The organism is Massilia sp. BGA-UO-ETr-WB1 (assembly GCF_059567845.1).
Map to the genome: position 1 here is coordinate 326,895 of NZ_JCAQOT010000027.1, position 19,578 is coordinate 346,472.

General features: G+C 67.9%; 18 protein-coding genes. 14 read left to right on the forward strand and 4 right to left on the reverse strand.

Annotated features, from left to right (window positions below):
* Positions 1–50: 50 nt before the first annotated feature.
* The 3 genes from AC56DV_RS28405 (at position 51) to AC56DV_RS28415 (ending at position 2,543) form a co-directional block, all read left to right on the forward strand.
* Positions 51–881 carry an alpha/beta fold hydrolase gene (locus AC56DV_RS28405; protein WP_496317561.1) on the forward strand — a complete coding sequence of 277 codons (831 nt, stop codon included), beginning with the start codon at positions 51–53 and terminating at the stop codon, positions 879–881.
* A gap of 418 nt (positions 882–1,299) precedes the next feature.
* The gene (gene dcd / locus AC56DV_RS28410; RefSeq protein ID WP_496317562.1) at positions 1,300–1,866 is read left to right on the forward strand and encodes a dCTP deaminase; all 567 of its coding nucleotides are present in this window, start codon (positions 1,300–1,302) and stop codon (positions 1,864–1,866) included.
* A 95-nt stretch (positions 1,867–1,961) separates the two neighbouring features.
* Positions 1,962–2,543, forward strand: coding sequence for a BPSL1445 family SYLF domain-containing lipoprotein (locus tag AC56DV_RS28415; protein WP_496317563.1), 582 nt, complete (start codon positions 1,962–1,964; stop codon positions 2,541–2,543).
* Between the two features lie 13 nt (positions 2,544–2,556).
* On the opposite strand, the gene AC56DV_RS28420 is transcribed toward AC56DV_RS28415, so the two are convergent.
* Both AC56DV_RS28420 and AC56DV_RS28425 read right to left on the reverse strand, forming a co-directional pair.
* The gene (locus tag AC56DV_RS28420) at positions 2,557–4,164 is read right to left on the reverse strand and encodes a sensor histidine kinase (RefSeq protein WP_496317564.1); all 1,608 of its coding nucleotides are present in this window, start codon (positions 4,162–4,164) and stop codon (positions 2,557–2,559) included.
* 2 nt (positions 4,165–4,166) lie between these two features.
* Positions 4,167–4,856: a response regulator transcription factor gene (locus tag AC56DV_RS28425; protein ID WP_496317565.1), complete on the reverse strand. Its 690-nt coding sequence runs from the start codon at positions 4,854–4,856 to the stop codon at positions 4,167–4,169.
* A 175-nt stretch (positions 4,857–5,031) separates the two neighbouring features.
* Between AC56DV_RS28425 and AC56DV_RS28430 the strand changes: the two genes are divergently transcribed.
* The 11 genes from AC56DV_RS28430 (at position 5,032) to AC56DV_RS28480 (ending at position 15,694) form a co-directional block, all read left to right on the forward strand.
* The gene (locus tag AC56DV_RS28430) at positions 5,032–5,574 is read left to right on the forward strand and encodes a Spy/CpxP family protein refolding chaperone (protein ID WP_496317566.1); all 543 of its coding nucleotides are present in this window, start codon (positions 5,032–5,034) and stop codon (positions 5,572–5,574) included.
* 19 nt (positions 5,575–5,593) lie between these two features.
* On the forward strand, positions 5,594–6,259 hold the full coding sequence (locus AC56DV_RS28435) for a hypothetical protein (RefSeq protein WP_496317567.1): 666 nt from the start codon (positions 5,594–5,596) through the stop codon (positions 6,257–6,259).
* Positions 6,260–6,270: 11 nt separating this feature from the next.
* Positions 6,271–7,119: a peptidase associated/transthyretin-like domain-containing protein gene (locus AC56DV_RS28440; protein ID WP_496317568.1), complete on the forward strand. Its 849-nt coding sequence runs from the start codon at positions 6,271–6,273 to the stop codon at positions 7,117–7,119.
* Positions 7,120–7,280: 161 nt separating this feature from the next.
* Positions 7,281–7,889: a hypothetical protein gene (locus AC56DV_RS28445; protein WP_496317569.1), complete on the forward strand. Its 609-nt coding sequence runs from the start codon at positions 7,281–7,283 to the stop codon at positions 7,887–7,889.
* A 19-nt stretch (positions 7,890–7,908) separates the two neighbouring features.
* Positions 7,909–8,649, forward strand: coding sequence for a hypothetical protein (locus AC56DV_RS28450; RefSeq protein ID WP_496317570.1), 741 nt, complete (start codon positions 7,909–7,911; stop codon positions 8,647–8,649).
* A 6-nt stretch (positions 8,650–8,655) separates the two neighbouring features.
* A complete protein-coding gene (locus AC56DV_RS28455; protein WP_496317571.1) occupies positions 8,656–10,014 on the forward strand; it encodes a hypothetical protein in 1,359 nt (452 codons plus the stop codon).
* Between the two features lie 10 nt (positions 10,015–10,024).
* Positions 10,025–12,259: an 8-amino-7-oxononanoate synthase gene (locus tag AC56DV_RS28460; RefSeq protein WP_496317572.1), complete on the forward strand. Its 2,235-nt coding sequence runs from the start codon at positions 10,025–10,027 to the stop codon at positions 12,257–12,259.
* Between the two features lie 15 nt (positions 12,260–12,274).
* Positions 12,275–13,360 (forward strand): aminotransferase class I/II-fold pyridoxal phosphate-dependent enzyme, encoded by a 1,086-nt coding sequence (locus tag AC56DV_RS28465; RefSeq protein WP_496317573.1) that lies wholly within the window; start codon positions 12,275–12,277, stop codon positions 13,358–13,360.
* Positions 13,357–14,250 carry a hypothetical protein gene (locus AC56DV_RS28470; protein ID WP_496317574.1) on the forward strand — a complete coding sequence of 298 codons (894 nt, stop codon included), beginning with the start codon at positions 13,357–13,359 and terminating at the stop codon, positions 14,248–14,250. Before AC56DV_RS28465 ends, AC56DV_RS28470 begins: the two co-directional genes overlap by 4 nt.
* A 39-nt stretch (positions 14,251–14,289) precedes the next feature.
* Positions 14,290–14,952: a hypothetical protein gene (locus tag AC56DV_RS28475; RefSeq protein ID WP_496317575.1), complete on the forward strand. Its 663-nt coding sequence runs from the start codon at positions 14,290–14,292 to the stop codon at positions 14,950–14,952.
* Between the two features lie 7 nt (positions 14,953–14,959).
* Positions 14,960–15,694, forward strand: coding sequence for an amidohydrolase family protein (locus AC56DV_RS28480; protein ID WP_496317576.1), 735 nt, complete (start codon positions 14,960–14,962; stop codon positions 15,692–15,694).
* Here AC56DV_RS28480 and AC56DV_RS28485 read toward each other — a convergent pair.
* Entirely contained in the window at positions 15,691–17,088 is a 1,398-nt protein-coding gene (locus AC56DV_RS28485) for a sigma 54-interacting transcriptional regulator (protein WP_496317577.1), read from the reverse strand. The genes AC56DV_RS28480 and AC56DV_RS28485 overlap by 4 nt on opposite strands.
* Before the next feature lie 194 nt (positions 17,089–17,282).
* Positions 17,283–19,538, reverse strand: coding sequence for an Orn/Lys/Arg family decarboxylase (locus AC56DV_RS28490; RefSeq protein ID WP_496317578.1), 2,256 nt, complete (start codon positions 19,536–19,538; stop codon positions 17,283–17,285).
* Positions 19,539–19,578 lie beyond the last annotated feature (40 nt).

Genomic DNA, 19,578 nt, shown 5'->3' on the forward strand with positions numbered 1-19,578 from the left:
TTTTCCGGCCGCGACTCTCCTTACAATGCAGCTAAGGAGATACTATAAAAATGAACAAACCCAAGCTGCACTTTTCGCATGCCAACAGCTATCCGGCGGGGACCTACCGCCGCCTGTTCGAGCTGCTGGGCCAGCATTACGACATTTCGGCGCTGGACATGCACGCCCACAATCCCGCCTATCCGGTGGACACCGGCTGGCCGCAACTGGTACGGGAGCTGATAGCGGAGCTGGAAAGCCGCCATTCGGAGCCGGTGATCCTGCTGGGCCACTCGCTGGGCGGCATGCTGAGCGTGATGGTGGCCGCCATGCGGCCGGACCTGGTGCGCTGCGTGGTGATGCTCGATTCGCCGGTGGTGGCGGGCTGGCGCGCCATGCTGCTGCGGGTCACGCGCAACTGGTCGCTGGCCAATAAATTCTCCCCCGCGCGTTTCTCGGAAAGGCGCCGCAACGTGTGGCCCGACGCCGCTGCCGCCTACCAGCACTTCGCCAGCAAGGAGATGTTCGCCGCCTGGGCGCCCGGCGTGCTGGAAGATTACATCGCCGCCGGCCTCAAGCCGCACCCTGAGGGCGTGCAGTTGCGCTTCACACGCGAAAACGAAACCGCCGTCTACCGCAGCCTGCCGCACCACATCGGCGCGCTGGTCAAGCCGGGCCTGAAAGTGCCGGCCGGTTTCATCGGCGGCACGGAGTCCGTGGAAAACCGGCAGGCCGGCTTGGACGCCACCCGCCGCCTGGTCGGCGACAACTTCCGCATCATCCCCGGCGGCCACCTGTTCCCCATGGAATCTCCCGAGCTGACGGCCCAGGTCACGCACGAGATGATCCAGGGTTTGCTTTCGACTGGCGTAACCAGCGTTTTTGCCGAAGTCGCCTATTGAGCAAAGTCAAAGCCCCGGCGCGGCATATAATGGTCGAATGACTACGCGAGCCAAATCTGACGAATTCGGAGAGATCCTGCCTGATGACGGTGCTGCCGGTCCTCGTAAAGAGGCTGAGTGGCAATCCCGCCATAGGATCGCCTCGCTACGCGCACTTCTTACCTGATAGATCCTTGTGAGTCTGGCAACTCAAGCACTTTCCCTTTCTGATTTTTTACCGTGTCGACCATGGCGCGCTCGCTGTGTTGGGCGTCTTGCATAAGCGTAGGGCGCTGACGGCTGCTGAAATCAATTCCGGCTGAAGCCAGCAAAAACTTGCAGAATTGTTCTTGGAAGCAGGGCTTTCGCGTAAAATCCCGGGTGAAATGGCGTTGGCGCAGGCCGGGGCCTCCCTGCAATCTTGAGAAATGGTTTTTCGATGGCAATTAAGAGCGATAAATGGATACGCCGCATGGCGGAGCAGCACGGCATGATCGAACCCTTCGAGCCGGGCCAGGTGCGGATGGAAGACGGCCGCAAGGTGATTTCCTATGGCACCTCGTCGTACGGCTACGACATCCGCTGCGCCGACGAATTCAAAATCTTCACCAACATCAACAGCACCATCGTCGATCCGAAGAACTTCGATTCCAACTCCTTCGTCGATATCAAGAGCGACGTCTGCATCATCCCGCCGAATTCCTTCGCGCTGGCCCGCACCATCGAGTATTTCCGCATTCCGCGCAATGTGCTGACCGTTTGCCTGGGTAAATCGACTTACGCGCGCTGCGGCATCATCGTCAACGTGACGCCGTTCGAGCCGGAGTGGGAAGGTTACGTGACGCTCGAGTTCTCCAACACCACGCCGTTGCCGGCCAAGATCTACGCCGGCGAAGGCTGCGCGCAAGTGCTGTTCTTCGAGAGCGACGAAGTGTGCGAAATCTCGTACAAGGACCGCAACGGCAAGTACCAGGGCCAGCACGGCGTTACCCTGCCGAAAGCCTGATTTTCCTCAAGCCTGCTTCGGAAGGGAGAGGTTCTCCTGCTCGGAAGGTGTCAGAATCGCAAAGATATCCCTGACCCTGACGACTGGAGAGCTCCATGCATAAGCGTACCTTCCTGTTCAAATCCGCAGCGGCGCTGGCGTTCGCCGGCGCTGCGCTGTCCGGCTGCACCACCACCACCACGTCCGGCAAGGCGGAACCCAGCGCGGTCCGCACTGAAATCGACCATGGCGTCGACAGCACGCTGAACCGCCTGTACGCGGAAGTGAAGGGCTCGCGCGAGCTGGTGGGCAAATCCAATGCGGTACTGGTGTTCCCGCGCGTGCTGGCGGCCGGCCTGGTGGTGGGCGGCGAGTACGGCAAGGGAGCGCTGCGCGTGAAGGGCGAGCATGGCGGCTATTACAGCATGGCGTCGGCGTCGGTGGGCTTGCAGGCGGGCGCGCAGTCCAAGGCCGTGGTGCTGCTGTTCATGACGCAGGAGGCGTTCAACAAGTTCGGCCAGAGCAAGGGCTGGACGGCGGGCGTGGATGCGTCGGTGGCCATCGTCAAGGTGGGCGTGAATGGCGAGATCGACACCGCCACCGTCAACAGCCCTGTGCAGGCGCTGGTACTGACCAACGCCGGGCTGATGGCGAACCTGACGCTGGAAGGGACCAAGATTTCGCGGCTGGAGCTGTAAACCAGCCCCGGTCTTAAGCCCGTTCTTCGCTATCGTGCTGCGCAATCGGCAGCGCGATCTCCACGCACAGGCCGCCGTCTTCGCGGTTGCGGGCGGCGATGCTGCCGCCGTGCGCCAGCACCACTTGCTGCGCGATCGCCAGCCCCAGGCCGTGGCCTTCCACGTCCTTCAGCGTGTCGCTGCTGCGGAAGAAGGGTTCGAAGATCGCTTGCAGGTCGGCCTGCGCCACACCGGGGCCTCGGTCCAGCACGCGGATGTGCAGGCGGTCGGTGGCTTCGTCGGCGTCCACTTCCACGCGCACGGTGCCGCCGGCCGGGCTGTGCTTGATGGCGTTGCGCACGATGTTCTCGATGGCGCGCGCCAGCAGGTCGGCCTGGCCGCTCACCGCCACGTCGGCGCTGCCGCGCAGCTCGATGGCGCGGTCGTGCGAGGCCGCTTCGAATTCGGCGTCGGCCACGATTTCGTCCAGCAGCTCGGCCATGCTGATCTGCTCGTGGGCCGGGTTGATCGGGCTGGTCTCCAGGCGCGCCAGCGTCAGCAGCTCGCCCACCAGTTTGTCCATGCGCACGCTTTCGCGCTCGATGCGTTCCATGGTGGCGTGGGCCTTTTCCGGCTGCTGGTGCGCCAGGCCGATCGCCGCCTGCAGGCGCGCCAGCGGGGAGCGCAGCTCGTGGGAGACGTCATGCAGCAAGCGGGTCTGGGCATCCATCAGGCTGCGCAGGCGGGCGGTCATGCGGTCGAAGTCGCGTCCCAGGCCGCTCAGTTCGTCGCCGCGCTTGCCGGTGGCGTGGGCGAAGCGGGGCGCCAGGTCGCCGTGGGACGCGGCCTCGAATGCTTGCCGCAGGGAGCGGATCGGGCGCGAGAAGTACCAGGCCAGCAGGGCTGCGAACAGCAGGCTGGCCAGCACGGCGGCGGCGATGGGGATGAAGGGCGTTATCGGCTTCAGGCGCTGCGGCGGGCCTGGCGGGCCGGGGGCAGGTCCCATGCCCGGGGCCGGGCCGGTGCCGGGGAAGGGCCCGGCGTTATGGCCGGGGCCCATGTCAGGTCCAGGGCCCGGATTTGGACCCGGACCAGGACCCGGACCGCCGCCGGGTCCGCGCCAGTCGCCGGGTCCGCGCGGATAGGCGGGATCGCGGCTGTCGATGGGTACACTGGCGATATTGGCGAGGCTGCGCAGCAGCGGCGTGCCGCCGGCCTGCATGCCGATGCCGCCCAGGTTCTCGCGTGACGGCAGGAACAGCACATAGCGGTGGCCGTCGGCCGCCTTCACTTCGCGCACCACGCGCCGCGCGCCGTCCTGCTTCAGCAGGCGGCGCGCCTCCAGTATCGCGGCCGGCTTGACGATGCGTCCCAGCAGCTCGCGCCCCTGCTCGTTCACCGCGTACACGCGGTGCCGGTTCATATTCTCCAGCAGGCTTTGCAAGGCGTTCACGCCGCCGAATTCCAGCGTGGCGGCGGCCGATTCGATCGCGTCCTCCGCGCGCGGGCCGGTGTCGATGTCCTGCTGGCGCGGCGCGGCTGCATCGCGGTTCTTGAGCCAGATGGCGCCGCCGATGCCCACCGCCGCCACCACCTGCGCCAGCAGGATGGAGAAGAAGAACTTCCAGAACAGGCGGCCCACGGCTACTCCTTGATCAACTGGTAGCCCAGCCGGTACACCGTCTGCAGGCAGGAACGGCCGTCGGCGATGGTGCCCAGCTTGTGCCGCAGGCTGCTCAGGTGGACGTCGATGTTGCGGTCGAAGCGCGCCATCGGCCGCCCCAGGCCCTGTTCGGACAAGGTGTTCTTGCTGACCGGCTTGCCCGCGTTGCGGGCCAGGACTTCCAGCAGATTGAACTCGGTGCTGGTCAGCTCCAGCGGCGTGCCGGCCCAGGTGGCGCGGCGCTGCTCGGACCACATGGTGAGCTGGCCCACGGTCAGCTGCGCGCTGCCGCCGGCGTCCATCGGCGTGCCCAGCGTGCGGCGCAGGATGGCGCGGATGCGCGCGGTCAGCTCGCGCGGCGTGCAGGGCTTGGCCACGTAGTCGTCCGCGCCCAGTTCCAGGCCGACGATGCGGTCCGTATCGTCGCCGCGCGCGGTCAGCATCAGGATGGGCATGCGGCTATGGGCGCGGATGCGGCGCAGTGTCTCCAGGCCGTTCATGCGCGGCATCATCACGTCCAGCACGGCGATGGCGTACAGCCCGGACAGGGCGGCGGCGGCGCCGGCTTCGCCATCGTGGGCGGTGCGCACCTCGAAGCCTTCCTGCTCGAGGTATTCCTGGAACATGCCCACCAGTTCGATGTCGTCGTCTATTAACAGTACCTTGCTCATTGCGGCGTGCTTCGTGAATGTCGATTGACCCATCATAACAAACAAGATAGCCACCGAAGCGCGCTTTTACCCCGATTTACACCTGCGCTCTTTACACCGTTTTACGTTGCGCTAACCGCGCTTTACATGCGCCGGCCGGACAATGGCTGCTCCTTACGAACACTCCGGAGCAGACATGAAAACCAAGAAGATCTCCCTGCATCACCTGCTGCTGGCGGCGGCGCTGACGCTGCCATTGACGCTGCCGCTGGCATCGCACGCCGCGGGGGCGTCCGACGCAGCAGACGCCCCGTTCGACGGGCCTGGCCACGGCCCCGGCCACCGTGCCGGCGGCGGTCCCGGGATGCCGCCGGGCGGCCCCGCCGGCGAGCGCGGTCCTGGCGGCTTCGCTGGCCCCGGCCCGCATCGCGGCTCCGGTTTCCTGCACGGCCTGGACCTGAGCGAGGCGCAGCAAGACCAGGTGTTCGGCATCCTGCACGCCCAGCAGCCGTATGTGCGCGAGCAATCCAGGGCATTGCGCAAGGCGCAGCAAGCGCTGGACAGCATGGGCAAGGCCGACAAATACGACGACGCCAAAGCCGCCTCGCTGGCGCAAGCCGCCGCGCAAGCCATGTCCAACCTGGAACTGCAGCGCGTGCGCACCGATCAGAAGCTGCTGGGCGTGTTGAACGCAGAGCAGCGCAAGCAGCTGGACCAACGCAAGCCCCCGCGCCCTTAACCTTAGCAAGGAGTAAAGTATGACGATCAGTTCCCTGACTTCCAGCAGCGCAGCCAGCCAGTTGAGCTATGTGAGCAAATCCGGTTCCGGCGCCGCAGGCGTCGGCGGCGAGAACGGCCAAGTGGGCAGCCGCCCGCCGCCACCGCCGGACGGCGGCGGCTTTGTCGGCGCCATCGCCAGCGCGCTGGAGTCGCTGGGCTTTTCAAGCAGCGACAGCACCGCTGCCGACGGCGCCGATGGCAGCACCACGGATAGCACGGGCAATGGCAACGCCGCGCAGGCACTAGGCAGTTTCCTGCACGAGCTGATGGGCGCATTGCACGAGCAGGGCGCGTCCTCGTCCTCAACTTCTTCCTCCGGCGAAGCTCATGCGTACGGCCCGCAGGGCGGCGGCGGTCCCGGCGGCCCGGGTGGTGCCGGCGGCCCCGGCAAGCTGGAGGCGGACTTGCAAAGCCTGATCGCGAAACTGGGCTCATCCAGCGAAAGCAGCGAAACCAGCGGCAGCGCGGACGACAGCACGGATGCTGCCGGCAGCTCGCTGGAAACCTCGTTCCAAAGCCTGCTCGAAGCACTCGGCAGCGATACGTCCGACGCCAGCGGCAAACTGGCCAGCTTCCTGCAAGCGCTGTCGGACAAGCTGCCCAATGCCGGCAGCAGCGGCAATTTGATCAACACCTCGGTATAAGCGGAGAAATCATGCAAAAGCACGGACACAGCCTGGCCGAAGACATGAACAAGATGATGCAAATGGCGACCGGCCGCCGCAAGACCCTGCGCTGGATGATGGCCAGTGCAGCGGCGCTGCCCATGCTCGGCTGCGGCGGATCAAGCGGCAGCAGCGATTCCACGGCCACCACCACCGGTAGCACCACCAGCGGCACCACCACCACCACCGGCTCCTGCACCGTGATCCCCGAGGAGACCGGCGGCCCCTATCCGGGCGACGGCACCAATAGCAACAGCAGCGGCGTGGTCAATGTGCTGACCCAGAGCGGCGTGGTGCGCCAGGATATCCGCGGCAGCTTCGGCGGCGCCACCGGCGCGGCCGCCGGCGTGCTGTTGACCATCAAGCTGAAGATCCAGAACGCCAACAGCAGCTGCGGCGCGGCGGGCGGCTTCGCGGTCTACCTGTGGCATTGCGACCGCGACGGCAATTACTCCTTGTACTCGAGCGGCGTCACCAACCAGAACTACCTGCGCGGCGTACAGGAAGCGGACGCCAACGGCGAAGTCACTTTCACCACCATCTTCCCCGGCTGCTACGCGGGCCGCATGCCGCACGTGCACTTCGAGGTGTATCCCACGCTGGCCAAGGCCAGCAACGCCTCCAACCGCATCAAGACTTCGCAGTTCGCCTTCCCCAACGCGACCTGCAACGAGGTGTACGCCACCACCGGCTACAGCGCCAGCGTGCGCAATTTCTCGCAGATCAGTTTCGCCACCGATAACATCTTCAGCGACGGCTACTCGCTGCAGCTGGCGAGCGTAACGGGCAACGTCACCGACGGTTATGTCGCCACGCTGACGCTGGCCGTGGTCGCTTAATCCCCCCGGCAACCCCTCCGCGCGAAGTCCGCTTCGCGCAACTTCCCCCTCACGGCGGCCGCCGCGAAGCCTTCTTCGGCATCGCGGCGGCCGTTCCGCCTTATGCGGGCAGGCACGCGGCTTGCAATGGCAGGTGTACACACGCCTGACTGGAGCTTCGTATGAACCGTCTGCTCGACTACATGCCTGAACTTGAGATCGCGTTTCCGCCCGGCGCTGCAGGTCCTGCGCCGGTGGCGGCATCCGCATCCGCGCTGGCGCTGGAGGCCGACACGGAAATGTCCTATGGCGCGGAGCTGCTGGAGGCCGGCCTTGGCAACGGCGCCGGCCTGGCGCCGTTCCTGGCCGGCCTGGTGGCAAGCGCGGGCCCGGCCGGCCGCGCCGCGCTGCGCACGCCGCTGGGTCGGGCGCTGATGTCGGCGCTGGTGCAGGCGGCAACGGCGGTCATGCCCTTCAGCAGCAGGGCGGGGCAGCAGCGGGCAGCGGCCATCTTTGGCCTGGAGCTGGAAGGCCTCAGCCCGGAAGACAAGGAGTTCGCGCTGGCGCGCCACTTCATCCGCATGGCGCGGGAGCTGATCGCCGGTACGCTGGCCTCCGGCCCGGCCGCAGCGGGCGTAGACACGGCGGAGGCCGAAAGCAGAGTGCAGGCGGCGCTGGCGCAGGCAGCGCGCAAGCACGCGCCGGGCTTGCTGCACCGGCCGTCACAGCAGGAGCCGGCAGGGGGACGCTGGCAGCGCAGCGGCAAGCGCATCGTGGTCCTCAATTGTTAACCACCATCGGGAGCTAATCATGCATGACATCGATCGTACCACCCTGGAATTTGGCCAGGAAATGGGATATGAAGGCGAGCAGTACGAGTTTGGCCAGGGCGAATGGAGCGGCGAGGGCGGCTTGCTGTCGGAAGCGGACGAGATGGAGCTGGCCAACGAGCTGCTGTCCGTCACCAACGAGGCCGAGCTGGAACAGTTCCTTGGCAATTTCCTCAAGAAGGCCGCCTCGGTGGCCGGTTCCGTGATCCGGTCTCCTGTCGGCCAGGCCGTGGGCGGGGTGCTGAAAGGCGTGGCCAAGAAGGCGCTGCCGCTGGCCGGGGGCGCCATCGGCGGCTACTTCGGCGGCCCGCTGGGCGCCAAGATCGGCAGCGGCCTGGCGTCGGCGGCGGGCGGCGCGCTGGGTCTGGAGGCCGAGGGCGAAATGATGGGCGAGGACCGCGAGTACGAAGGCGCCAAGACTTTCGTGCGGCTGGCGGCGGACACCGTGAACCGCGCCGCGCAGGCGCGCGGCGGCGATCCGCGCGCGGTGGCGCAGGCTGCCGCCACGGCTGCGGCGCGCCAGCATGCGCCAGGCCTGCTGAAGGCGGCCGGGCAGCAGGGCCGGGGCCAGCAGGGCGGCATGGCCGGCGGGCAGCGCGGCGGCAGCTGTGGCGGCAGTGCGGGTGGCATGGGCGGCAGCATGGGCGGCTCGGGCGGCGCGGCTGGTTCGTCGGGCCGCTGGGCGCGCCAGGGCCGCAAAATCGTCCTGTACGGAGCCTGATTTGCCATGGCCATCAGCTCCTATGCCCGGTGGATTCTGGCGCAGGAAGCGCGTTCGCTGCTTACGCGCCTGCGGCGCGTGCGCCCCTTCGTGCTGATCGAGCCCATGGTGCCGGCGGCGGCCTTGCTGCCCTCGGCGCAGACGGCGATCGAGGCGCACCTGGCGCAAGGGCGGCGCGGGCTGCATGGCATGGTGATGGCTTTCCTGGCGTGGCTGCAAGGTCCGGCGGCGCGCAACGCCACCGCCGCCGAGGCCCAGCGCCGCTTCACCTTCCTGCGCCTGAAGTTCAACGCGGCGCTGACCCAGTTCGACCTGTTCAACGACGTCATCACCCAACGCAGTGAACACAAGAACGGCACTTGGCTATCGGGGCTGGACGTGGTGTCGGCCGACGCGCTGGCGCTGCCCGGCAACTACTACCGCGCACCGCCGGTGATCTGCTACCTGGACCGCGGTCCGGGCGCGGCCATCCGCCGCGCGCGCACCCGGCTGCCCGGCGGCGGCGACAACCCGGTGGCCATCGTGCGGGTGCCGCGCGAGCGCATGGTCGGCAGCAGCATCGCATCCTCGCTGTTCCACGAAGTGGGGCACCAGGGCGCGGCGCTGCTGGACCTGGTCAATTCCCTGCGCCCGGTGCTGCAGTCCATGCAGCGCGGCGCCGGCAGCGGCGATGGCAACGGGATTCCGGCTCACGTGTGGCAGCTGTGGGAGCGCTGGATTTCCGAGGTGGTGGCCGACCTGTGGTCGCTGGCGCGGGTGGGCGTGGCGGCCACCATGGGGCTGATCGGCGTGGTCAGCCTGCCGCGCGTGTTCGTGTTCCGCGTGAACCCGGACGACCCGCACCCGGCGCCGTGGATACGGGTGAAACTCAGTTGCGCGCTGGGCCAGCAGCTGTTTCCGCATCCGCAGTGGCGGCGCGTGGCGGCGCTGTGGGAATCGTTCTATCCGCTCACCGGCTTGCCGGCGGAGCAGCGCCGCCTGCTGCTGCAGTTGGAGGACAGCCTGCCGGAACTGGCGGCGCTGCTGGCGCGGCACCGCCCGGCGCTGCTGCGCGGGCGCACCCTGCCGGACGTGCTGGCGGTGCGCGCGCGCCAGCCGCGCCGCCTGGCGGGCCTGTTCCGGCTATGGAGCGCGGCGCCGCAGAAGATGTACGACGCCGCGCCCTCGCTGGCGTTCGCCGTGCTGGGACAGGCCCGCGCCGACGGCCGCCTCAGCCCGGAGCACGAGAGCCTGCTGCTGGGCAGGCTGCTCACCCACTGGGCCTTGCGCAGCACCCTGGACCTGAGCGCCCTGTGCGGCGACGCGGCCCAGCACCGGCAGCACCGGCAGCACCGGCGCACCGAATACCGTAGCACCATCCTTTAAGGAGATAGACATGGCAAACATCAAGAACGCGGCGGCCAAGGCGGATCTGCGCGGGGCGGTCCAGGTGACGGTGCACGACAGCCTCACCGGCGCGCCGCTGGTCAACGCCGCCATCAAGCTGTACAAGGCGCAAACGCAGCAGGGCGTGCCCATGCTGGAGTGCGACGTGGACGAGGTCAAGAAGTGGCTGCCGGACGAAGCGCTGCTGGTGGCCGTGGGCTTCACCGCCGCCGACGGCGCGGTGGTGTTCCCGGCGCTGGACGCTGGCGCCTACATTGCCGCCTTCGACAACATCGTGCCGATGCGCATGGACGCCCTGTTCTACCAGTGCGCGGCGGTGCGCAACGGCTGCACCGAGAACGTCTGCTTCGACTTCGCCTTCAACCCCTCGGTGGTGATGACGTTCGAGTCGAACTGCCGTGAATTGGACCAGAATTGCGCTTTCGTCGGCGACAAGGCGATCGCCGAGGTGCACGTGGACGGCGACGCCGGCCTGGCCGACGACGCGCTGCGCATCGTGCCCCGTTCGCCGTGGCAGGCGCGCAACGGCGACCGCCACCGTTTCAGCAGCATCATGCGCCACGCCGGGCCGCAGCGCTTCGAGGCGCAGGTGCTGTTCGCGCGGCGCGGCCGGCCCGCAGGCGCGGCGGCGCAGGGCGCGGCCGGCATGCCCATGGTGCGCAGCGGCGGCCCCGGCGCCTCGCTCACGGCGGACCAGCTGGCCGGCGTGATCGCGCCCGGCTCGATGGCCTCGCTGGGCGTGGCGGCCGACTTCGACGCGGACCAGCGCGTGCCGCAGCCCATCAGCGGCAACCTCGGCGTGTCGCTCACGCGCACCGAGACCGAGCCGACCGAGGACCTGCCGCTGTGGACCCTGATCCGCAACAGCACCGAGGCGCTGTCCTTCACCAACTACCTGGCCTTCCTGGACCAGTTGTTCTGCGACGCCAACGTGGCCGTGTCCGAATTTGAGCGCCTGCGCTTCGCCGGCAAGAACGCGGCCTTCAACGCGATCAAGTCGCGCCGCGCGCTGCCGTTCAGCGACTCCGACTCCTACCGCGTGCTGAAGGCGGCGACGGAAGCGTTCGTGATGGTCAACTGCGGCGTGCTAAGCCTGCCGCTGGCCTTCAATCCTGCCGAGGACGCGGCCTACCTGGACCGGCGCGACATTCCCAACGGCGGCAGCCTGGCCGACGTGCTGGCCAACGAATACCTGGAGACGGTGGACGGCAACACGCTGGCCTTGCCCTACCTGGCCGTGATCCGCCGCAAGCTGCCCGACATCCCCATCAACATCCCGGCCAGCGGCAGCGAGGCGGACCTGTGCTTCGGCATCATCCAGGAGCGCCTGTCGAATCCCTGCCTGATCGAATTGATCTGGTCCTACTGGCTGGAGGAGGGCATGCTGGTGCAGACCATGAACGCCATCACGCAGCGCTTCCAGAATCTGCGCCCGCCGGGCAGCGGCCATGGCCTGGACCCGCTGGCCAACACCGAGATCGACATGCTGCGCCCGCTGAACAACCTGCTGTGGGGCTATACGCAGGACGAGCAGCACCGCCTCACCGTGGTGCGCCGCAACTACGAGTACGACCACCACTACGGCGTGCGGCTGGACGGCAAGGCGGTGCAGCACTTCCGGCCGGCGGACAGCCGTTCGAAATTCCTGGAGGCCTTCCACCATCTGCTGCGCCTGCTCACGTCGTTCTACAAGCAGGACGACGACACCACCGTCAAGGCGGACGCCTTCCCGGTGCTGAACGCGCTCAAGGAAGTGCACCTGATCCTGTCGCAGGGCGCGCACAACCAGTTTGGCGACCTGCCGTCCACGGCGCGCATCGAAATGCTGATGCAGCAATGGCTGCTGGGCCGCCCGGAGTTCCGCGAGTTCCTGCCCACGCGGGTGATGGTGGCCTACCCGGAGCCGTGGATGGACCGGGTGGACGCGATGAAGAAGCTGCAGGGGTGGACCGACACCAGCGTGATGCATTTCCGCTCGCTGGCCATGTTCGGCGAGCAACTGCTGCTGTCCATCCGCTATGGCAACTGGAGCGACATCTACGAATCGACCCAGGCTTTCAACTGGGCGCGCTTCTGGCGGCCGCAGGCGCAGGGCTACATCCATGCCTACCGCGCGGCCACCGGGGTCGACCTGTCGGTCGACGGCGCCGATGCCGCGTCGGACGCCACGCTGCCGTCGGTGCTGCTGCGACAGCGCCTGGCCGCGCAGCAGGCCCGCGCCTGAAGCGGCGCGATGGGCGTGCTGGATTTTACGAGCGCACTGTATCTGGACATGCGCCACCCAGCGGCGGCGCTGGAGCCGTGGGCCGCGCTCACGCTGGGCAAGCCTGCGGCACTGGAGCAGCCGCCCGGCGCGGCCGGCCTGGCGCGCGGGCTGGCGGCCTTGCTGGGCTGCGAAGCGGCGCTGGTGCTGCCGTCCACGCTGCATCTGTACTGGGACTTGTTCGGCATGCTGGCCCAGGAGACGGTGGCGCTGCTGATCGATGGCGGCGCCTACCCGATTGCGCGCTGGGGCGCGCAGCAGGCGGTGGCGCGCGGCGCGCCGATGCAGGTGTTCCGCCACGGCGACGCGGCGGGCCTGGCGCGGCTGGCGCGGCGCTGGCGCGCGCAAGGGCGGCGGCCGGTGGTGCTGGCGGACGGCTACAGCCCCGGAAACGAACAGCCGCCGCCCTTGTCGGCCTACGCGGACATCGCCGCGCGGGGAGGGGGCTGGCTGGTGCTGGACGACACCCAGCCGCTGGGCCTGCTGGGCCGCCACGGCGGCGGTTCGCTGCCGCTGCATGGCCTGGACGCGGCGTTTGGCGCAACGTTTGGCGCAGCGGGGACACAGCGGCCCGCCCCGGGTGGCCGGGCGGTGCTGGTGGGCGCATCGCTGGCCAAGGCGTTCGGCGCGCCGCTGGCGGTGCTGGGCGGGAGCGCGGCGATGCTGGCGCGCTTCGAGGCGCGCAGCCTGACGCGCGTGCACGCCAGCCCGCCCAGCGCGGCCGCCGTGGCTGCCGCGCGGCAGGCCTTGCGCATCAACGCCGCCTGCGGCGACGCACTGCGCCAGGCCTTGCTGCGGCGTGTGAGGCAATTCCGGGCCGGGATGGCGGAGGCGGGCATTGCGTGCCGTGGCGGCACGTTTCCGGTGCAGGTGGTGCCGCTGGCGGCCGGCGTCGACGGTGCGGCATTGCAGGCGGCGCTGCAGTCCGAAGGCGTACTGGCGCTGCTGCAAGTCCACCGCGGCGCGGCAGGCCTGACTTTCCTGTTGCGCGCAGGGCACAGTGCGCACGACGTGGCGCGCGCCGTGGCCGCGCTTGAACATCACATGAAGGAGCTGGCATGAATCAGCAATTCGAAGCCCTGCCTTTCGAACTGGAAGGCGGAATGGGATATGAGCAGGCATATGAACTTGGGTACGAGTTCGGTCAGGAGCTCGAACAGGAGCGCGGCGGCCGCGCGATGGGCGCGATGCGCGGCGCCGCGCGCGGCGGCCGGATCGGCGCTGCGCGGGCGCCGTCCATGGGCCGCGGGCCGGCGCGCGGACCGCGCAGCGCAGTTTCGCGCGGTTCGCAAGCCGGCGGGCGAACCGGCATGGTGGGCCGCCCGGGCCGGCCCGGGCGTCCAGGCATCCCCGGCCGTCCAGGCTTTCCCCGCCCGCGTCCCCGTCCCTGGCCCGCCTGGCCCTACTACTACGGTCCGCGCTATGGCGGGCTCTGGCCCTATACCCAGGTGACGGTGCTGCCGTCCGAACCGGACGACTGGTCCGACGCGGCCTCGCCGCCGGACGGCGCGCCGGTCTTCGATGACGGCTATGCGCCACCCGAATCGGGCGAAGTCCCGCCCACCATTGCAGCCACCATAGGACGCCTGCCCGCCGCGCAGCGGCCAGCATACGTTGCGCTGGGCCCGATCACCGCCGCGCTGCGCGATCCCCGCGCCACCGGCGCCGGGTTCTACCTGATCGAGTTCACCGTCAATGGCGTGCAGCGCGCCTACAGCGGACAGACCGGCAACCTGCACCGCCGCCTCCAGCAGCACGCGCTGTGCGGGCAGATGATGGGTTTGCCGCTGGCCGCGCATTCGGTCTACGTGGCCCAATCCAGCCTGCCCGAGGCCCAGCGCCGCGCCGTCGAATACCGCATCCACGACGACATGTTCCGCACCAGCGCCGGCGTGCTGACCAACCAGCGCCGCGAGCTGGAAGCCGAGCTGTTCGGCCATGAATGGCGCTGAAGAATGTCGCTGAACGATGCACCAATAAAGGAGAGCACCATGTACTGCAAACAATGCAACTGCACCTTGTGCCGCACCACCTCCGCAGGCGGCTTCGAGGTGATGGAATTCACCACGGCGCAAGAAGGCCCGTTCAACGAAGCGCAGGAAATGGAACTGGCGCTGGAGCTGCTGTCGGTCACCAGTGAAGCCGAGCTGGATCAGTTCCTGGGCGGCGTATTCAAGGGCGCCTTGAAGGGCCTGAAGAAGGTCTGTTCGGCGATAGGCAAGGTGGCGAAGCCGCTGGGCGGCGCGCTGAAAGGCATCGCCAAGAAAGCATTGCCCTTCGTTGGCGGCGCGCTGGGCTCCTTCATTCCCATCCCCGGCGTTGGCACCGCCATCGGCTCCGCGCTGGGCGGTGCGGTGGCCAAGGCGCTGGAGCTGGAGTTCAGCGGCATGGAGTACGAGCAGCAGGAGTTCGAAATGGCGCGCCGCTTCGTGCGGATAGCGGGAACGGCGGCGCAGCTGGCCGCCGGCAGCGACGGCAGCCCGCAAGCGTTGCGCAAGGCGCTGGGCGAGGCGCTGGTGCAGCATGTGCCGCACTACGAACTGGCAGGCGAGGAGGCGGGCGAAGCGTACGGCGGGCGCTGGCGCAAGCGCCGCGCGCAGCGCGGGTACGGCTATGGCGGCGGCTACGGCACCGGCTACAGCGACGGATGGTGAGGCGGCGGTGATCATCGATTGCCACTGCCATGCCGGCCCGGGCGACGGCCTGAGCGGACCGTGGGACAGCGACGCGGGACTGGGACGCTACCTGCGCCGCGCGCGCGCCGCCGGCATCGGCCGCAGCGCGCTGCTGGCCACCTTCCATAGCGACTACGCGCAAGCCAACCGCGAGGTGGCGCGCCTGGCCGCGTCGCGTCCGCAGCAGTTCTACGCCTACGCCTTCGTGCACGCCGCGCGCGACCGGGGCCGGATCGCCGCCATGGTGAGCACGGCGGTGCAGGACTACGGCTTCATCGGCATCAAGGTGCACCGGCACGATGCGCGCATCAGCGGCGAAGTGTGCGACGCGGCGCGCGCCTTCGGCGTACCGGTGTTGTACGACCCGATGGGGGACGTGGCCGTGGCCGAACTGCTGGCGGCGCAGTACCCCGACGTCAATTTCATCTTCCCCCACCTGGGCAGCTTCGGCGACGACTGGGCCGCGCAGTTGGCGCTGATCGACCACCTGGCGCGGCACAAGAACATCTACGCCGACAGCTCCGGCGTGCGGCGCTTCGACCTGCTGGAGCAGGCGGTGCGCCGCGCCGGGCCGCACAAGATGCTGTTCGGTTCCGACGGCCCCTGGCTGCATCCCGGCCTGGAACTGGAAAAGATCCGGCTGCTGCACCTGCCCGAGCGGGACGAACGGCTGGTGCTGGGCGAGAATTTCCTGCGGCTGATCGGGCAGGCCACGGCTTAGCGCGGCGCTGCGGGCAAGCCGCCGGCCGCCTCGCCCCAGGCCTTGCGCCGCAACTGCAGCGCGCGGTCCGTCACCCCCAGCCGCGCTGCCGCGCGCTGGTTGTTGTCGCTCTCCTGTTCCAGGACCAGCTGGATTGCCATGTCGCCCGCCGCCTGCGTGATGCGTCCCAGTCCCATGCCCAGGTCGACTGCCTGCCGGATGGCGTTGGCGAAGCAGCTGTCCGGCCACACGGCGCTGCAGCGCGGCCGTTCGTCCGGCGGCACATCGCCTATGGTTACCGGCCCCGGCCCGCAATGGCGGTGCCAGATGCGCGCCACCGTCTGGCGCAGGTCGCGCACATTGCCGGGATAGTCGCGCGTGAGCAGGTAGGCTTTCACGGCCGGATCCAGCTCGCAGCGCGCGCCGTCCGGCGCCAGCAGGCGGATGAAGTGCTCGGCCAGCGGCAGGATGTCGCTTGGCCGCTCGCGCAGCGGCGGCGGGCGGCAGCGCCAGCCCGCGATGCGGTAGTACAGGTCGGCGCGGAAGCTGCCGTCGGCCACGCCGGCCTCCAGGTCGCGGTTGGTGGCGCAGACCAGGCGGAAGCGGGTCGGCTGCCAGGTATTGCTGCCGACCCGCTTGTACTTCTGCTCCTGGATCACGCGCAGCAGCTGCGCCTGCATCGGCAGCGGCAGTTCGCCCACCTCGTCCAGGAACAGGATGCCGCCGTCGGCCAGCGCAAAAGCGCCGTCGCGCGCGTTGGCCGCGCCGGTAAAGGCGCCGCGCTCGTGGCCAAAGAATTCGCTGCCCGCCAGCTCGGCCGACAGCGTGGTGCAGTCGACCACCACCAGTTCGCCGCCAGCGCCGCCGAGACGGTGGATCAACTGTGCAATCTGCTCCTTGCCGGTGCCGGTTTCGCCCGTGATCAGGACGGAAGAGTGCGAAAATGCCGCCACCTCGACCACGTTGCGCACCAGCGCGCGCCACACCGGGCTGTCGCCCACCAGGCTGGCCTGCACGGCGCGCGACTCCATCATCCGCTGCACCGCCTGCCAGCGCCGCAGCCTGGCCGCCGCCTGCGCCGCAAGCTCGACGGCAGCGCCTCCCGGCCACTGCAGCAAATCCGCCGCGCCCGCCGCCAGCGCCGCCCACATGGCGTCCGGCGCCAGCGGTTCGCTGCCGCAGGCGACGGCCAGCACGGTCGCCCGCGCGGACAGGGCCGCCAGTTGCGCCGCCAGTCCATCGTCCCATTGGCCGAACAGCACGATGCCCAGGCTGCCGGCCGGCACGGCGCCCGCATTCGCCGTCCGCGCGCGGATGCCCGCCTTGTCAAGCTCATCCACCAACACCCGGCCGATGTCCGGCTGCGTCTGTTCGACCATATGCAGCCACACAGCAAGCGCATCCAGGCGTTCCATAGCAGTTTCGGCGAGGGCGAGGGCAGCACTATATGCCCAGCCGCGCGCACGCGGTTTGACGCGCGCCAAAGGTGCGCGCCGCCGCCGCGCCGAAAGAGCCGAGCGTGCCGAAAAGCAAAATGGGGTCAGGGTTAATTAAATAAATAATTAACCCTGACCCCATTTGTTTTTACAGCAATTTATTGCTTAGTGGCTTATTGCTTGACGCAGTCCACGAAGTAGTCGCGCTTGCCGTTCACTTCGCGCTTGACCAGGCCGTGCACGTCGGTCTCGAAGCCGGGGAAGCGCTCGTTGAAGTCGCGCGCGAAGCGCAGGTAGTCGACGATGGTCTTGTTGAAGCGCTCGCCCGGGATCAGCAGCGGAATGCCCGGCGGGTACGGCGTCAGCAGGATGGACGTGATGCGGCCTTCCAGCTCGTCGATCGCCACGCGCTCGATCTCGCGGTGCGCCATCTTGGCGAAGGCGTCCGACGGCTTCATGGCCGGGATCATGTCCGACAGGTACATCTCGGTCGTCAGGCGCGCCACGTCATACGCCTTGTAGAAGTCGTGGATCTGCTGGCACAGGTCGCGCAGGCCCATTTGCTCGTAGCGCGGGTTCGCTTGCGAGAACTCCGGCAGGATGCGCCACAGCGGCATGTTCTTGTCGTAGTCGTCCTTGAACTGCTGCAGCGCGGTCAGCAGCGTGTTCCAGCGGCCTTTGGTGATGCCGATGGTGAACATGATGAAGAAGGAGTACAGGCCGCACTTCTCGACGATCACGCCGTGCTCGGCCAGGTACTTGGTCACGATCGAGGCCGGAATGCCGGTGTCGCCGAACTGGCCGTCCAGCGACAGGCCCGGGTTGACGATGGTGGCCTTGATCGGGTCGAGCATGTTGAAGCCCGGCGCCAGCTTGCCGAAGCCGTGCCACTCCTGGCTGTCGGCGCTGAAGATCCAGTCTTCCTGCGTGCCGATGCCTTCTTCGGCGAACTCGTTCGGGCCCCATACCTTGAACCACCAGTCTTTGCCCCATTCTTCGTCGATCTTGCGCATGGCGCGGCGGAAGTCCAGCGCTTCCAGGATCGATTCTTCCACCAGCGCGGTGCCGCCCGGCGCTTCCATCATGGCCGCCGCCACGTCGCACGAGGCGATGATGGAGTACTGCGGTGAGGTGGAGGTGTGCATCAGGTAGGCCTCGTTGAAGGCGTCCTTGTCCAGCTTGACCGATTCCGATTCGCGCACCAGCACCTGCGAGGCCTGCGACAGGCCCGCCAGCAGCTTGTGCGTGGACTGGGTGGAGAAGATCATCGATTCCTTGGCGCGCGGACGGTCCTTGCCGATGGCGTGCATGTTCTTGTAGAAATCGTGGAAGGTGGCGTGCGGCAGCCAGGCTTCGTCGAAGTGCAGGGTGTCGATTTTACCGTCCAGCATTTCGCGCAGCGTCTCGACGTTGTACACCACGCCGTCGTAGGTCGACTGGGTGATGGTCAGGATGCGCGGCTTCTTGTTCTTGGCGTCGCGCGCGAACGGGTTGGCGTCGATCTTGCGCTGGATGCTCTCCATCGAGAACTCTTCCAGCGGGATCGGGCCGATGATGCCGAGGTGGTTGCGGGTCGGCATCAGGAACACGGGAATCGCGCCGCACATGATGATCGAGTGCAGGATCGACTTGTGGCAGTTGCGGTCCACCACCACGATGTCGCCCGGGGCCACCGTCGAGTGCCACACCATCTTGTTCGAGGTGGAGGTGCCGTTGGTGACGAAGTAGCAGTGGTCGGCGTTGTAGATGCGGGCGGCGTTGCGCTCGGAGGCGGCCACCGGGCCGGTGTGGTCCAGCAGCTGGCCCAGTTCTTCCACCGCGTTGCAGACGTCGGCGCGCAGCATGTTCTCGCCGAAGAACTGGTGGAACATCTGGCCGATGGGCGACTTCAGGAAGGCCACGCCGCCGGAGTGGCCGGGGCAGTGCCAGGAGTAGGAGCCGTCGTTGGCGTAGTGCACCAGCGCGCGGAAGAAGGGCGGCGACAGGCCGTCCAGGTAGGACTTGGCTTCGCGGATGATGTGGCGCGCCACGAATTCCGGGGTGTCCTCGAACATGTGGATGAAGCCGTGCAGCTCGCGCAGGATATCGTTGGGGATATGGCGCGAGGTGCGGGTCTCGCCGTACAGGTAGATCGGGATGTCCGAGTTCTTGTAGCGGATCTCTTCGACGAAGGCGCGCAGCGACTTCAGGGCGTGGTCGGTTTCTTCCACCGTGCCGCCGCCGAATTCCTCGTCGTCGATGGACAGCACGAAGGCCGAGGCGCGCGACTGCTGCTGCGCGAACTGGGACAGGTCGCCGTAGCTGGTTACGCCCAGCACTTCCATGCCTTCTTTTTCCATCGCCGCGGCCAGGGCGCGGATGCCTAAACCAGACGTGTTCTCGGAACGGAAATCCTCGTCAATGATGACGATGGGGAAACGAAATTTCATTACTTGTCTCCAAAAAGAAGAACCGCCCCGGGCGATCTGT